Source organism: Arthrobacter echini, assembly GCF_004803505.1.
GTDB lineage: Bacteria > Actinomycetota > Actinomycetes > Actinomycetales > Micrococcaceae > Arthrobacter_D > Arthrobacter_D echini.
Genome location: NZ_SSWH01000017.1, coordinates 1 through 15,559 on the forward strand (window position 1 = coordinate 1; position 15,559 = coordinate 15,559).

The 15,559-nt window shown below is 61.8% G+C and carries 15 protein-coding genes and 1 pseudogene; 4 read left to right on the forward strand and 12 right to left on the reverse strand.

Translation table 11 applies throughout. From position 1 onward, the window contains the following. Positions 1-182: 182 nt before the first annotated feature. From E8P82_RS13945 to E8P82_RS13955, 3 genes are all read left to right on the forward strand, one after another. Positions 183-698: a GNAT family N-acetyltransferase gene (locus tag E8P82_RS13945; RefSeq protein ID WP_136455662.1), complete on the forward strand. Its 516-nt coding sequence runs from the start codon at positions 183-185 to the stop codon at positions 696-698. Between the two features lie 272 nt (positions 699-970). Continuing rightward, positions 971-1,537 carry a recombinase family protein gene (locus E8P82_RS13950; protein ID WP_136455663.1) on the forward strand — a complete coding sequence of 189 codons (567 nt, stop codon included), beginning with the start codon at positions 971-973 and terminating at the stop codon, positions 1,535-1,537. Between the two features lie 452 nt (positions 1,538-1,989). Next, positions 1,990-2,673 (forward strand): Abi family protein, encoded by a 684-nt coding sequence (locus E8P82_RS13955; RefSeq protein WP_136455664.1) that lies wholly within the window; start codon positions 1,990-1,992, stop codon positions 2,671-2,673. Here the strand turns inward: E8P82_RS13955 and E8P82_RS13960 are convergent. After that, complete coding sequence (locus tag E8P82_RS13960; RefSeq protein WP_136455665.1) at positions 2,610-3,917, reverse strand: ISL3 family transposase; 1,308 nt, start codon at positions 3,915-3,917, stop codon at positions 2,610-2,612. The two genes, E8P82_RS13955 and E8P82_RS13960, sit on opposite strands and share 64 nt — an antisense overlap. Before the next feature lie 781 nt (positions 3,918-4,698). Between E8P82_RS13960 and E8P82_RS13965 the strand changes: the two genes are divergently transcribed. Then, positions 4,699-5,268 (forward strand): recombinase family protein, encoded by a 570-nt coding sequence (locus tag E8P82_RS13965; RefSeq protein WP_136455666.1) that lies wholly within the window; start codon positions 4,699-4,701, stop codon positions 5,266-5,268. Positions 5,269-5,457: 189 nt separating this feature from the next. Here E8P82_RS13965 and E8P82_RS15520 read toward each other — a convergent pair whose 3' ends face one another. From E8P82_RS15520 to E8P82_RS14020, 11 genes and pseudogenes are all read right to left on the reverse strand, one after another. Then, entirely contained in the window at positions 5,458-5,583 is a 126-nt protein-coding gene (locus E8P82_RS15520) for a hypothetical protein (RefSeq protein WP_425456040.1), read from the reverse strand. A 112-nt stretch (positions 5,584-5,695) separates the two neighbouring features. After that, positions 5,696-7,000: an APC family permease gene (locus E8P82_RS13975; RefSeq protein ID WP_187393369.1), complete on the reverse strand. Its 1,305-nt coding sequence runs from the start codon at positions 6,998-7,000 to the stop codon at positions 5,696-5,698. Between the two features lie 338 nt (positions 7,001-7,338). Further along, positions 7,339-7,563, reverse strand: a complete 225-nt coding sequence (locus tag E8P82_RS13980; RefSeq protein WP_136455668.1) for a hypothetical protein — start codon at positions 7,561-7,563, stop codon at positions 7,339-7,341. Between the two features lie 5 nt (positions 7,564-7,568). Then, positions 7,569-8,069: a DUF3093 domain-containing protein gene (locus tag E8P82_RS13985; protein ID WP_246021423.1), complete on the reverse strand. Its 501-nt coding sequence runs from the start codon at positions 8,067-8,069 to the stop codon at positions 7,569-7,571. Positions 8,070-8,199: 130 nt separating this feature from the next. Then, a complete protein-coding gene (gene lgt / locus E8P82_RS13990; protein WP_136455670.1) occupies positions 8,200-9,129 on the reverse strand; it encodes a prolipoprotein diacylglyceryl transferase in 930 nt (309 codons plus the stop codon). 141 nt (positions 9,130-9,270) lie between these two features. Beyond that, positions 9,271-9,525 carry a hypothetical protein gene (locus E8P82_RS13995; RefSeq protein ID WP_136455671.1) on the reverse strand — a complete coding sequence of 85 codons (255 nt, stop codon included), beginning with the start codon at positions 9,523-9,525 and terminating at the stop codon, positions 9,271-9,273. Then, positions 9,515-11,083 (reverse strand): cytochrome c biogenesis protein ResB, encoded by a 1,569-nt coding sequence (gene resB / locus E8P82_RS14000; RefSeq protein WP_425456041.1) that lies wholly within the window; start codon positions 11,081-11,083, stop codon positions 9,515-9,517. The genes E8P82_RS13995 and resB overlap by 11 nt, the downstream gene beginning before the upstream one ends. A gap of 238 nt (positions 11,084-11,321) precedes the next feature. Next, positions 11,322-11,885 (reverse strand): annotated as a pseudogene (locus E8P82_RS14005) (TlpA family protein disulfide reductase); the annotation flags it as partial. A 199-nt stretch (positions 11,886-12,084) separates the two neighbouring features. Continuing rightward, a complete protein-coding gene (locus E8P82_RS14010) occupies positions 12,085-12,834 on the reverse strand; it encodes a cytochrome c biogenesis CcdA family protein (protein WP_136455674.1) in 750 nt (249 codons plus the stop codon). Positions 12,835-12,960: 126 nt separating this feature from the next. Continuing rightward, on the reverse strand, positions 12,961-13,851 hold the full coding sequence (locus E8P82_RS14015) for a F510_1955 family glycosylhydrolase (protein ID WP_342773248.1): 891 nt from the start codon (positions 13,849-13,851) through the stop codon (positions 12,961-12,963). Positions 13,852-14,161: 310 nt separating this feature from the next. Beyond that, positions 14,162-14,860, reverse strand: coding sequence for a DUF305 domain-containing protein (locus E8P82_RS14020; RefSeq protein ID WP_136455676.1), 699 nt, complete (start codon positions 14,858-14,860; stop codon positions 14,162-14,164). Between the last annotated feature and the right edge of the window lie 699 nt (positions 14,861-15,559).

Genomic DNA, 15,559 nt, shown 5'->3' on the forward strand with positions numbered 1-15,559 from the left:
TCGAACTCCACCGTCGGCTTGCCCGCGGCTACCGCAACCGCCACAACTACCGGCTCAGAATGCTCCTCGCCGCAGGCGGCCTCACACCATGACCCCTACCGGATGTCCGAAGAGCCCCTTAAGGCCGGCCGCACCACGACGGCGTGACGCCCCGCCACGGGGATATGGACCATCCTTGAATCATGGAAATGCACACCGATCGACTCGTGCTTCGCGACTACACCGTCGACGACTTCGCCGCCGTGCACGCCTTCGCCTCCGACCCCCGGATCGCCACGTTCGTGGATTGGGGACCCAATACCGAGCACGACACCCGCCACTTCCTTGACACGTGCGTGACTTCCCAGACGGTGTTGCCCCGAACAGAGTTCTCCCTCGCCGTCACACTGCCCGGCGAAACACCGCTCGGATCAGTAGGCCTCACCGTCGACGAGCAGCACCACGGTCATCTCGGCTACGTGATCGGGGCCGAGCACTGGGGAAAGGGATACGCGACCGAAGCCGCAGCCTGCCTCCTGTCCTACGGTCAAGAAGCGCTGATGCTCGAAAGAATCGAAGCTACCTGCAGGCCAGCGAATCTCGCGTCGGCGAAAGTTCTGGAGAAGATCGGCATGACCTTGGAAGGGCTACGACCGAACGACAAGTTTGTCCGGGGGACATGGAGTGATTCCCTAGTCTTCGTCGTAATTAGGAACTGAAGCGCGAATTATCCGAGGAGGGGCGGAACAGATTGAGCCGCGCCGCCCGCGACGGAGGCGTAGCCACAAGACGTAAGAGGATGGCTCAGCGCGCGCGTTCGGATGTGAGCGTTGGTATTCAATCGTCGTCGAAGCGGTCGCACTACTTCCGTTCGTGAACGACCGTCCACGAGACATTCTCGGCGGAGAGCGTCGAGAACGGCGTGTCGTGTTCCATGAGTCGTGTCCGAGAACTACGTGCTGTCAGGCACCTTGGCGGTACAGTTTGAGTCATGGCAGCTGTTGGATACGCGCGTGTCTCGACGCGGGAGCAGAATCTCGATGGTCAGACCGATGTGCTCGGGGCGGCCGGGTGCGAGAAGGTCTTCATCGAGCACGCCTCTGGTGTGTTGGCGAAGCGGCCGGCACTGGAGGATGCACTGGAGTATCTGCGGTCCGGGGACACCCTGGTCGTGACGAAACTCGACCGGTTGGGCCGGTCGGTGCGGAATCTGAAGGAAGTCGCCGATGGGCTCGAGCGCCGGGGTGTCGGGTTGAAGGCTTTGTCTCAGGGCATTGATACGACGACCCCGGGTGGGCGGTTGTTCTTCCACATGTTGGCTGCGATCGCGGAGTTCGAGCACGACCTGATCGTGGAACGCACGAAGGACGGCCTAGCCGCAGCCAGGGCCCGGGGCCGCACGGGCGGTGGCCGGGTCAAGATGAGTCCGACGAAGGCCCGGCAGGCGCGGGCCATGTATGACCAGAAGACATACACGGTGCAGCAGATCGCCGAGACGTTCGGGGTTTCCCGCGGCACGATCTACCGGCACCTTGGCGAGGACGTCAGCAGGGGTTGAAGCAGAGCGATGCGACGAGCAGTCACTCGAGCTGAAGAAGCCGTCCAACGCTTGGGAGTACTCCGCGGCGTCGGAGGGCCTCGCGGTCACGACCTGATGCCTCCTAGCTCGTTGGGCGGTTGGGTGGGCTGAGCTTCGGGCAATACGTATAGTCGTTGACCAGTTCAAAGCGTGAGCTGAGGTTCGCCTCCGACGAGCGAGGTACTGGTCATAGGCGGCCGCTATGAGCCCGAAACGGCAAGCGAGCAGCGGGCTGATCGCGCCCGCTAGGTTGTGACCGACATCGGTTGCATAGCGTAACGACCGGTTATATAGTGAGGGCAACATGACCGGTTCCGCCTACTTCGGTAGGTCCAGGGCCGGTCTTCACTTTTGTGGGGGCGCGGTTGACTACACCGGTTAAAGAGTTCAAGACCTACGATCAGCAGGTCGACTTGCTCGTCTCTCGGGGTATGACCATCGATGACCGCGAATACGCCGTGGCGAAGCTGCGAGACGTGAGCTACTACCGTCTGAGCGGGTACTGGTATCCCTTCCGGAAGCTGACAGCAATGGTCGGGGTGCGGGAGGACAGCTTCTTCTCAGGCACGACGTTCGGTGATGTGATCTCGCTGTACGACTTCGACCTCAGACTCCGAACCGCAGCCTCTGATGCTTATGCTCCCGTCGAATTGAGCCTACGGGCACAGCTCGGCCATGAGCTGGGTGAGCTTGACGAGTGCGCACATCTAAAGCCGGCGTTGCTCGGCAAACAGGCGCAGGGAAGCAGCTACACAACGTGGCTGGACAAGTACCGCAAGGAACTCCGTCGGTCCCACGAAGATTTTGTGGCCCACCATCAGAGTAAATACTCTGGAATGCTTCCCGTCTGGGCGGCTGTCGAGATTCTGGACCTAGGCTCCCTCAGATACCTCTACAGTTTTTCGCCACGCTCGGTACAAGACAAGGTGGCTGACGGCTTTGGGTTGAGCTCCCCACAGCTGACATCCTGGATGCGATCGCTCGAGGTCGTGCGGAACGCCTGCGCTCACCACGGGCGTCTTTACAATCGGGTCTATGCAATAAAGGCTCTTCACAAACCAGGGTGTAGGACGGGTCTGAATCCGCCTGATTCGAGCAGGGATCGGGCGATGTAGTTGGCGAGGTTCCGGAAGCCGAGGGCTGATCCGCGGAGGTGCTCGAGCCGCCCATTGATCGCCTCCGTGGGTCCGTTGGAAGTGCCGGGTCGGTCGAAGAACGCGAGCACGTCAGCGGCACGCTGCTTGAGGGTTCGGCCGAGCCTACGGATCTCGACCAACGCAGTCGGGACGCCGGTCGTGACCGCGTCGATGACCGCTTGCATCATCTCCTTGCCCTTCTTTTTGTCGGGGTGTCGGTAGGCCGCGACGATGCGCTGGTAGATACCCCAGGTCGCTTCGACCTCGAGGTGCTCCTCAGCCGCGAACACTGCGTCCAGGCGGGTCTGCTGCTTGTCGGTGAGCAGGTCCGCACCGGTGTGCAGGGTCCGCCTCGCCCGGTAGAGCGGGTCACCAGCACGACCCCGGTGCCCGGTCGTGGCTAGTTGGACACGTTGCCGGCACCGATCCAACCCATCCCCGACGAGACGGACAACGTGGAAGGGGTCCATGACCGGGACCGCGTCGGGGAGCTCCTCGGATGCGGCGGTCTTGAAGCCGGTGAACCCATCCATCGCGACCACTTCGACTTTGTTCCGCCACTCCTGGGGACGGTTTGCGAGCCAGGACTTGAAAACCTGCTTGGAGCGTCCTTCGACCATGTCCAGCAGGCGTGCCGGGCCTGTCTTCTCGCGGATCGGCGTCAGGTCGATGACCACCGTCACGAACTTGTCGCCCTTTCGGGTATGCCGCCAGACGTGCTCGTCCACGCCGATCGCAGTCACATCGTCGAACCGATGAGGATCATCGATCAGCACGCGTCGTCCTTCGGCGAGGACCGCGTCGTTCGCCGCGTTCCATGACACTCCGAGGCCGGCCGCGACCCGGGAGATAGTGAGGTGATCGACCACGATCCCGGTCAGGGCCCAGCGAAGTCCTCGGCGGGAGATCTTCGCCCGCCGCTGGGCTGCTTTCGAGGTGTCCTGCCGCCAGACACGCGAGCAGTCCGGGCACCGGTAACGGCGCACCCTCACCATCAAGACGGTCGGCCGATGCCCGAACGGTTCATGGGCGAGCCTGCGGACGACGGTGTCTCGTGGAACACCCTCAGCACCGCAGGACCCGCACCACCGATCTGGTTCAACGACACGGCATTCGATCACCGCCTGCTTCAAGGTCAGGTATTGACCGGTGGCTTCGAGGCCAAGTTCGTCGAGGCGGCAGAACGTAGTCAGGTCAGGGCTCGTGAAAGTAAAGTGGGGCACGTCGAGGTCTTTCGGGCTGAACGGTCAGTGTGAGAACTTCCATTCTGCTCGGAGACCTCGACCCCCTCATCCCGCTGTTGCCACCGCACCTAGCCAGCTCGCACCCTCACGGACCCTTCCACCTGAAGTCTCAAGACATCGCGGACGGACCTACACCCTGCTTTGTGAAGAGCCGCAATAAAACCGAAACTCCCGGCCGCTGGGAAGTACAAGGATTTGGATAAGGCACGCTCGCACATGACCCGTTCTTTCGGGCAACTCACACTCATCCAGTACATGCGCAGCGCGCGAGGCATCGGCCGATCTCGCGTCTTATCCGCGATCCTGTCCAGCTACCCGGTAGTGAAAGGTGTCCCGAAAGCCCATGTGGGCATGCCGGACGACTGGGACGATTCAACCCTTTGGGCCGGATGACGGAGCGTCGGCTTTAAACTACTTGACGCAAGCGGCATCATCGTCAGCGGCCCTCACCGAGATGGATTACGGATCCGTCGCATCTAAACCGTCAAGTCTTGCCCTACCGAGCACACTGACTCTCGACCGGTCGCCGCCGTTGACTTATATGGCCACCGTAGGACTGGCGTCCTACGAATGTGATGGCTGCGGGCCTTTCTCGTAGGGGATCCTTTGACCAGACCGATAGCAGGGTCAGGCAGGGAGTCAGTCGACCTCAGCATCGGCGGGGGAGTACTCGGCCGCGTTGCGTCCCAGCAATGTGTCTCACGTCGTCTATTCTCAACAAAGTAGAAGGACGCCTTTGATGAGCGTTAGGAGTGTTGGGTTGGGAAGTATCGGGTATGCCAGGGTCAGCACGCTGGAGCAGAACGCGGATCTGCAGCACGCAGCGCTCACTGTTGCTGGCTGCAGCCGAATCTTCACTGACCATGGTGTGAGCGGGACAAGAGCGAGCCGGCCCGAGCTGGACAAGCTCCTTGATCACCTGCGGGCGGGGGACGAGGTGGTGGTGTGGAAACTAGACCGGTTGGGACGCAACACCAGGAACCTGCTTGCACTCATCGACGATCTCGAGCAGCGTGGTGTGCACTTCCGGAGTGTGACCGAGGGAATCAGCACGACCGGTCCGATGGGCAGAGCCATGCTGACGGTGATGTCCGCGTTCGCTCAGCTCGAGCGCGACCAGCTCGCCGAGCGCACCCGGGCAGGTATGGCCATAGCGGCCGAGCACGGGAGGAAGGCCGGTCGGCGGGAAATCACCGCCGAGCACGCCAAGGTGAAACGGGCACGAGAGCTCAAAGCCCAGGGGCTTGCGCCGGCGGATATCGGGAAGATCATCGGGGCGAGTCGGGCGACGGTGTATCGCTACCTCAGCTTGGAGGGAGGAGCCCCGTGAACCGCCCTGGGACGGTCCTATAGATGTCAAATGAGTCCGAGGTCGGTTCCGTCAACACAGTTTTCGGGCGCGTCCAATTACGGACATTGCCCGACGTGCGGTCACGGTCAGGGCGATGCTCCTCGTGCCCGAGGTGCCCGGTGAGCTCCTCGTTCAGGGCTGTCTCGAGCACATTCTTCGTGAACAGCTTTAGGAGGCCGTCAGCGCCAGGCCCTGTTCCTTGGCCAAGCGCACGAGCTCCGCCGCAGCATCAGCCTCAGCAGACCGATCCTCGTTCGATTCTTTCTTCGGACTCACAACATCCAGTGTCGTCATGACGGCACTTTCCCCGCCACACTCACGCGCGACGCGTCAGGCCAGAAACACCGCTAAATCCACTGTCCCCTGGTTCAGGGGTCGGGCGAGGCGGATTATTTTCAAGTATTGGCTATGAATCTTGTGGTTTCCGGTGTTTTACGGTGATCCACTGTGTGAGGAAAATTACTCCGCCGAGGCTTACTGAGACGACCAGGGTAAGGGGGTCGCTGCGCAGTTTGCTGATGACGAAGGCGAGGATCACTATGACGTCTAGAGCGATCGCCATGCCCGGGACCCACCGCTTGGCGCTGACCTCCTCCTTGAGGTGTCGAATGATGCCCCAGTGGATCGCAATATCCATCGTTAGGTATAGCAGTGCTCCCATCGACGCGATTTGGCTCAGATCGAAGAAAATGGTGATGATGATCGCGAGACCGGCTGTGATGACAAGGGACTGGTGTTTTATGCCGCTAGGGAGTTTTGGTGCCTGGCCCATACCGCTGAGCATGTCGTAGAGTCGCGAGACAGAATAGATGCTCGCCAGCAGACCCGACAGGGTTGCCACGATTGCTAAGGCGATGGTTAGGTTTGTTCCCCATACACCGAATAGGGGTTCCGCTGCTGCGGCGAGAGCGTAATCGCGGGATTCGATGATCTCCGAAACGCTGAGGCTTCCTGCTACGGCGACTGTCAGCAGGAAATACAGGACCGCGCACAACAGAATTGATATGGTGATCGACCGCCCAATGTTCTTGTTGGGCTCACGAACGTCATCACCCTGGTTGGTGATTGTGGTGAAACCTTTATACGCGAGGATGCACAGTGTGGTCCCAGCGAGGAATCCCAGGAGCCCTTGCCCATCGGGGCCGCTATCGCCTCCCTGTCCTTGGAGGCTGTTCACCAAGGACGACCAGCCCGCGGCAATGATTCCGGCGATGGCAAGAGCAGCTATACCGAAAATCTTCAAGGCTGCTGTGACGGTGGCTGATCGTTCGACGAGCCGGTTGCCGAACAAGTTGACCAGAGCCGCGGCGACGATGGCGAGTACTCCCAGAACAGGAACAAGGACAACTGATCCCTGCAGCCCGAAGGGGCGCAGGGCATACGTTCCGAAGGTTCTCGCCAAAAGGCTTTCGGCGACGACCATGGACACGTACATGAACAGCGAAAAAGAACCAGCAACGACTCCCGGTCCGTAGGCACTCTTGAGGAGCATCGCGATTCCACCCGAGGAATGGTGGGTGCTGGAGTACCGCACGTAGGAGTAGGCGCTGAAGCCGATGACGATAGCACCGGCCAAAAACGCAGCAGGCATCCATCGTCCAGCGATCTCAGAGACCTGGCCCACCAAGGCAAAAATACCTGCCCCGATCATCACCCCCGTACCAAGGGAGACAGATCCAACCAGAGAGAGTTTCTTCGTATCAGCCGGCATCAGAGTAGTTTACCCGCCCCCGCTCCACGACCCCTGTCGAACCCCGTCACGTAAAGGCGCAGGGGGAACTACCACTGCAAGGCCCCGTCAATTCCCACCCGTACCCACGGCCCCGCCGCCCACATCGGGATGCTGAAGGGATGCCTCGGACAGCTAGACCAAACGCCGCCGATACGGACAAGCCGATCACCACTGATACTTTTACCGTCGTCTTTGTCGTGACTTATAGGTACACCGACGTGACAGCTATTCACACGCACGACTCGCATCTATACCACCTCCGGTGATCGAAATCGTCGCAGCAGCCCAGTTTCTCGGGCTGCTCATTTCATTGAGCGTCAGGTGACGAAGAGGAAAGTTGTCAGGGCGGTGGCGGCGGCAAGGGTTAGAAGAATTACGCCAAGGATGAGTGCCCTGCGTTGTTGCTTTCGTCGTTTCTGTCGTTCGGCTTCTGCCTGTTGTACAGCCGCGTGGCGCTGCTGCGCCCCTCGTGTGCGAGCTGATTTGTTCTTGTTTGATGCCATGTCCTGTTTACCTTCCCGCTCGGTTGAGACGTTTCCCACGGGTTTTACTTTTGGGGTGTACGGCTGGTGAGTAGATTGGCAAGTTGGTCGGGGTGCCTGGAGGAAACGAGCCAGTACGGTGCCGGGTCTTCCTGGTCGGTGATTTCGACTTTCACGACGGCGTCAATCCATCCCCTGATACACAGGTAGGTCAATCCGTGCAGGGCTGTGCCACGTTGCGTGGTGGCTTCATCTTTGATGAAGGCCTCGGCTGTGCCGACATACGTCCGGTCGATCCGGGCGCGGCCCACCTGTAGCACGGTGCGGGTAACCAGGATCGTGGGGGTCGATGTGATCATCATGATCACGAGAATGATCAGGGTGATCACCGATGCCACGACCCCGATGGTCATGTCGATCGGGGCGAAGATGACCGCCGGTGCGAAAGCCAAGCCGACAACGATCACCCACACACCGAAGTTTGGGTACAGGCGTTCTTTCCAGAGGACCGGCTCATCTGTTGGTAGCAGCCCGTCCGCGGTAAGGATGGTTTCCGGGGTAGCCACCGGGGGAGAGGCGCTTTCGCTAGTGGAAGTGTTTTCGGAAGGCCGGGCAGTCGGAGGGCCGGATGGGGGGATGTTGGCCCTTGGCTCGTGCGGGTGTTGCATGAGGTGAGTCCTGTCGGTTGATGAGGTGTCAGCGGCCGTGAGGACCGGTAGTGTCGGTCTGCTGTGGCGACAATGCTCGGGCGTCTTGTGGTGAATTTTTGAGTTCCGTGCGGTGCGTGGTGGATCGGGGCCGATTTTTGCGCCGGAGGAAGAGGGTGGTTGCGGCGAGGAAAAGGATCGCAGAGACCCAGGTGTTGATGCGCAGTCCGAGGATGAGGTTGGCGTAGTCGGAGCGCATGAGTTCGAAGAAGAACCTGCCTGCGGTGTACAGGGCGACGTACAGTGCCAGCACAGAACCGGCGCCGAGGGTGGTTTTCTTGTCCAGGATGAGGATCAGTGTTGCTGCAGCCAGGCACCACAGTGACTCATACAAAAAGGTCGGTTCGAAGTATCCGAGGACGACCGGGGCGCCGTCCGCTCCGAGTTTGGCCCGATTGGTGGCCGGGTCTATGGTGTGAATTTGCAGGGCCCAGGGTGCGGTGGAGGGGTCTCCGTAGAGCTCGTTGTTGAACCAGTTGCCCCACCGGCCCAAGGCTTGGGCAATGAGGATTGCCGGTGCTGCGGAGTCGGCGAATGCGAGGAAGTTTACGTTGTTCCGGCGGCAGCCGATGTACGCACCGAGTGCCCCGAGCGCAATTGCCCCCCAGATACCGAGTCCGCCCTCCCAGATCTTGAGGGCGTCCAGTGGGTTCTTTCCGGGCCCGAAGTAGAGCTGGTAGTCGGTGATGACGTGGTAGAGCCTGCCGCCGATGATGCCGAAGGGAACAGCCCATGTGACGACGTCTAGCACCTGGCCGGGTTGGCCTCCGCGGGCGTCGAGGCGGCGTCCGGTGAGCCACACCGCGACGATGATGCCGGCCAGGATGCACAGAGCGTAGAAGTTGATGGTTACCGGGCCAAGAGATAGGGCGCTGATAGTGGGGGAGGGGAAGTACGAATCAGGCTCTATGACCTTCATGGGCGATCCAATGTTGGGAGGTTGTACGGGAGGGAGCTTGAGTGGAGGGGCGTGGATGGGCGGAGGAAAGGGCTGATGGCCGGGGGAGCCGGTGACGTGTCGTGCGAGGGTCTAAGCAGTGCCGGATAGCTGGCTGTGGTGCTAAGGGTTTTTCTTTTGGCCTGCGAGGGTGGCTCCGATGACGAATATCAGGGCTGCTGCGGGGTATCCCACGGCGATGTCCAGTGCCAGACCGGGCTGCTGTTCCGGTGGTGCCAGGTGGGCGATCATGTGGATGAGGGCGAGGAGTGCGCCGAGGATCATGAGGATCTGCCCGAACCGCAGTTGGCGGTGAAGACGCCGGTAACGGGCGCCCGGGTCGTCAGGGGTTGAATCGGAGGCTGAGTTAGGGGACATGGTGGGCCTTTCCGGTGGGGTGTGCTGTGGCTGGTAGCGAAGCTGCGGCCGGCCAGCGGCTGATGAGCCGGGCACGGATCTTGGCGGCTTCGGCTTTGAGCCCGTGGTCTTCGCCGCGGGCGAGGAAACCGTATTCGAGCTCGGTGGTCCCATCAGGGTTCGTGTGTGCTGTGATCCAGGCCCTTCTGCGGGCGGTGACGAGGGAGAGGATCAGCCCGGTGAGGGCCAGCGTGGAGAAGACCAGGGCGCCGATCTTCCCGGGGTCATAGGTGATGTCCAGGGCGATGAAGCGTTTGAGTCCGTCGAAGGTGATGGATCCCTTGCCGTCGGGCAAGTCGTAGGTTTGTTCGGCGCCCAGGACGATACCGCCGGCGGGGTTGTCCCGCCCATTGAGCTGGGTCAGGTCGGTGGTGTCGAGCTGGTACACGGAGACCGGGGTGCCGTCGTCCAAGCCCAGGTCTCCGTAGTAGGAGTTCAGGTTCAGTTGGGGGTTGAACGGGTCCGGGTCGGATCCGAAGGCAAGCCCGGTGCTGTCCACGACGGCGGTGGGCAGGAAGAAGCCCACGAACCCCAGTTGCTCGGGCTGGGCATCGGGGGCTTTGATCACGACCGTCGAGGTGTAGGCGGTGTCTGTTGGCTGTGACGGGACGGGACCTGAGAAGGCGATGTTCCCCTCGCCGTCACGGACCGTAATGAGGGGCGCGTACCCGTTGCCGACCAGGTAGATGTTCGCTCCACCGATGCCGATAGGGGAGTTGACCTTCAGGGTCTGGTCAACCGGGGCTGCTGCCGGGTTCTCCTGCACTGTCATGGCGGCGGTGAAGTCCAGGGGCTGGCCGTAGGTGGCGGGTTCGTCGCGGTTGAAGACCACGTCGAAGTCTTTGAGGGTCAGGGCGAACGGGGTCAGGGAGTTCTCATCGAAGTTGGTTCCTGGTGCGAAGGAGTCGTAGCCGATAAGGGAGTTGGTGAATCCCTCCCCTTCGACGATCAGTTTCTGGCCCCGGTAGCCGAACATGCCGCCGACCGCGACGGACACCAGGACACCGATGAGCGCGGTGTGAAACAGGAGATTTCCTGCTTCCTTGGTAAAACCGCGCTCGGCACCAACAGAGGGCTGACTGGTGTCCATGTCACGGGTGTTCACCCGGTACCCGGATTTCTTGAGCAGGAGGGCCGCATCCGCGATCGCGTCACCCGGTGTGGGCGCCTCCGACGTTTTCTCGGACGGGTTGCTGTGCAGGGTGAGGTACCCGTGCTGGGGGAGGCGGGACAGGTTCCGGGGGGTTCGCGGTGGTGGGGCTTTGAGTGACTTGAGGTGGGCGCGGGTGCGCGGGATGACGCATCCGACGAGGGAGGTGAAGAGCAGTAGGTAGATGGCCGAGAACCAGACCGAGGAGAACACATCGAAGAGCTGGAAGCGGTCCAGCCATGGCCCGGTGTCAGGATTGTCCTTAAGGTATTGGGTGACGACGGCGGGGTTCGCGGGGCGCTGCGGGAACAACGATCCGGGGACGGCGGCGACGGCGAGCAGCAGGAGCAGCTGCAGGGCGGTGCGCATGCTGGTCAGTTGCCGCCATACCCACCGCAGCATCCCCAGGGGACCGAGCGTAGGAAGGGTCGTTTCGGTCCCGGCCTTAGACGCCATCGCCTATCCCTCCACCCGGATCCCCAGAATCCCCGGGTTTCCTGGAATCAGTGGGAGTGCCCGCAGTGGGAGGCTCGGTGGCTTCCACTTGGCTGGGTGAGGGCTGGTCGGGTACAGGCTGACCCTGGGCGGGCTGGTCCGGTGAGGGTTGGGCGAGAGCGTCGGTGATGAGGGTGCGCAGGGTGCTTTCTTCGGCGAGGCCGAGGATCCGCGCTGCGACACGGCCGTCCCGGTCCAGGACGAGGGTTGTCGGTACAGCCTGCGGGGGCACGTACTGGGTAAGGCTGAGCAGTAGCTTGCCGTCGCGGTCCTCGAAGCTGGGGTAGGTGATACCGAAGGTCCGCTCGAAAGCGTCGGCGGTCGGTTTCTCGTCGCGGACATTGATGCCGTAGAACCGCACTCCGTCGGGGGTGAAGCGTGTGCTCAGGGCTGCCAGGGTTGGTGCTTCAGCGCGGCAGGGTGCGCAGGCGGCGTACCAGACGTTGAGGACCACCACGTCCCCGGCCCAGTCGGTGGAATTGACGGTGCTGCCATCGAAAAGGGTGCCTTGGACATCGACCGGTTCACCCCGGGCCTCGGGAGCATATTCGGCGACGGAACCGTCCCCTGCGATGTAGTTCTTGTTGTCACCGGCACGGGCCTGCGCGGCAAGGGGATCCTCAGCGGCACACCCGGTGAGAACAATCGAGGCCAGGACCGCTGCTACGGCCAGCATCCTGCCCCATCGGCGAGAACCCGCGGCTACCTGTCGGGCCGGTTCCCGTCGGGCTGGTTTCGGTGAGGCCGGTGCGGGCGGCCTTGTGTCTGATAGATGCGCTTTTATAAGGGGATCTTTCACGTCTCGTCCTTTCCTAGAAAATGTCGTGCCGACGGGGCGGTGGGGGACACGCGGAGTCCGCTGTATGAAGTGGGCTTTAGACGGGGGTGAGGAAGGTGCCTGCGAGGTTTTGCAGCTGGTAGATCCAGAGCATCCAGATGCCGCTGACCATGAGGACGCCGACGAGGATGAGCAGGAAACCGCCAATGAGGTTGAAGGCGCGGATGTGCCGGCGGACGAACGCAAGGGTGGTGCTCACCCATTGCACTCCGAGGGCGACGAGCAGAAAGGGAATGCCTAATCCGAGGCAGTAAACAAAGCCAAGGATCGCGCCCCGCCATGCGGTTCCGGTGGTGGTACTCAGTGCTAGGACGGCGCTGAGGGTGGGGCCCATGCAGGGGGTCCACCCCAGCCCGAATACGATGCCCAACACAGGTGCGCCGGCGATGCCGGTGCGTGGTCGCCAGTTGAGTTTCAGGTTCTGCTGGAAGAAGGACAGGCGTCCGACGAGGACGAGCCCCATGATGATGACGAACACACCCAACACCCTGATGAGGGGGTCCTGCCAGCGCAGAAGCCATGAACCCATGACGCCGAACGCGGCCCCGTAGAGGGTGAAAACGAGGGCAAAGCCGAGGATGAACAGGCCTACCCCGGTCAGGACCCGTCGTCGGTTGTCCGGACGCCCGGGCTCGGTAAGGCCGGAGACGTATCCCAAGTACCCGGGAACGAGGGGAAGGATGCACGGTGAGAGGAACGAGACGATGCCGGCGACCATGGCCAGCGGGATCGCCGCCAGAAGAGCACCTGACTGGACGGTATCAGCGAAGAACTCTCCGATCGTCACGGTTGTGAACCTCCACGCAACCCCATCACCGGAGCCTCGCCGAAGCATTCCACGGGGCGGCTACGGTTTGAACCGCCCCGATACGACCGTTGTCCTGATGCCGTGACCTAGACATGTTTTCCTTGCTCATGTGGTAGCCGGAACGGTGGTGGCGAAGGTCTGCCCGCCGTCGGTGGATTGCTCGAGCCCGTTCTCCGTCGTCACCCAGATATCCATACCCTCAGGTGTTTCGGCCGCTGCCACAGCTGAAGGTTGCCCGGAGACTTTCCCCATCTCAGCCCAGGTGAGGCCTTCATCGGAGCTTTTCATGACCTCACCGGTAGGAAGGACACCAATGATGGTGGATTCAGAGGTGACCGCGGCGACAAGGACGATAGGTGCGCCTGCGTCCTTCGTCCAGGTCCGTCCCGCATCGAGGGAGCGGTAGATCCCGTCCTCGGTCGTTGCGATGGCGACCTCGCTGGCAGGGTTGCCGGCAAGGTTGTACGGGCTGATCTGGGTGGTGGTATCCGTCCATTGGCCGCCGTCCGGGCTGACCTTCAATGCGCCGTCGAACCCGATGATGCCATCCTTGACGGCGGTCAGCGTGTGGAAATCCGACTCACCTCCCAGAGCTACCTGTTCCCAGATCTGTCCGTCGGAGGAGCGAATCAGTCCTACCGGGTTCGGCAGATCCACGCCGGAACCGGGATGGCCGGAGGCAAGGTATTTACCCCCGCCGGTGATGGTGAAGCCCATCAGGTCGATGTTCGCGCCAACAGACTGCACGTCCGCGCCGTGCACTTCGAAGAGCCCTTCGTGGGAGGCAATCAGCACCTCTTGTGTGCCTGGCTTTACGACCAGACCGTGTACGTGAGTTGGGTACGCCGGGGCGGGCGTGGAGGATCCAGCGGATTCCGAAGCTGGCTGGGCTGCGCACGAGACCGTGGTGAGCAGCAGAGCCAGGGACAGGCTGATCCTTCCCGGGGTAAGGACACGGGTGCGGGAAGAGGTGAGGGATGAGGCAAGGAAAGGCACGGGGTGTTCTTCCGATCAGTAACTGCGGCCAACGCTGCAACGGATCCGGTGCTTCCAATCACCTGGATGGGTAGGCCCATGTGAAGAGCAGTGGGGGAAGCAGCGGAATCCGGGGCAGCGGTACAGGCAGGGATGAGAAGCTGACTAGCACCCGTGCTGGACGGGTGAGGTTCGCGCATGTTGGCTATGCCAGCAGATGCAGGGTGCGACACCGAAGGTGGTAGGCAAGGAGCTGCCAAGGAACCCACGAGGAGCCACCGGCAAACCCAGGGTGTCGGGAGCGGGTCCCCGCACCCTGGGTTAGGGGGTGTTACTTCTGCTCGAGGAGAGTCGACATCTCGTCGATTTCGGCCTGCTGGGTCTCGACGATGGTTTCGGCCATCTCCACGGCGTCGGGGAACATGCCGTCCTCGATTTCGGTTTGCGCCATTTCAATGGCGCCACGGTGGTGGGCGGTCATGGACTCCAGGAACATGGTTTCGGCTTCGGTTCCCTCGGCAGCGTCAAGGGACGTCATGTCCTCGTCGCTCATCATGCCGTCCATCGAACCCATCTCGGAGTCCATGCCTTCCATACTCTGCATGCTTTCCATGCCTTCTTCGGTCATTTCCATCGGCTCGCCCCATGCCTCAAGCCAGCCGGTCAGCTCTTCGATTTCCGGGTCTTGGGCTTCCTTGATTTGTGTAGCGAGGTCCGTCACTGCCGGGTCGATGTTCTCCTTGTCCAGGAGCATGTCGCTCATCTCGACAGCCTGCCGGTGGTGCGGCAGCATCATCTGAGCGAACATCACATCGGCATCGTTGTGTTCGGCCATGGCCTCGGCAGAAGCGCTTGAGGTCGCCTCCATGCTCGACTCTGCGGAAGCCGAGGAGCTTGGGACGGCCGCGGCGGGGCTTTCCGTACCCATGTCGATTCCCTCCGTGTCGCCGCCGGAGGAGGAACCACAAGCGGACAAGGTGAGGACAGCGACGGCGGAGAGGGCAGTCAGGGTCGCAAAACGGTGCTTCATGAAAGATCAGTCCTTAAAACGTGAGACACGTATGGTTCGGGGGAAGTGCTGTTTCAGTCGTCATTCTGATCCCGCAATGTAGCGGGGCAGGACGGCGGGAGATCGCGGGGATCACCCGTTTTATGTCCGACTGATGGACAGCTGAACCAAGGAGACTGTTCGGGGTCTGAAGGTCGGTAGGGCGGTGAGTACAGGAGGGCCCCGTAGTAAGGTCCATCGGGAAATAAGAGAAGAGCGCAACCAGTAGAGGCCAGCAGCGCCGACCGCCAAAAGCGCGGCCATGCATATCGCGGCCATCATGACATGGCTGTTAGGGCAGATACTGGCGCATGAAGAGCTGTCAAATGAACCGTGGTCGGTTGCCGTGCTGGCCGCCGCCAGCACCTGACCATCCGCACCTACACCTACACCTGCACTGGAGCCCGTGTGGGGTCCGTCGAGGTGACTAGCTAGTGAGTTGGTCAGTGCAGCAGGTACCACCGATGACACGGGTGAGACAGCGGAGGCAGGTGAGGCGGTGGTGTAAGCGGGGACGCTAAGAGTGGCGGGCCCCGGTCCCACCCAGAGGTGCATGGCTAGAACCCCGGCCAGGAGGGCCAGCAAGCGCAGCGCCCATCCGATTGCGAGGCGGGACCCGGCAAGTCGTGGACTCTGAGGAAGGAGCAGGTGATTCATTGGCCCCTTCCTCGGTCCGTTGTC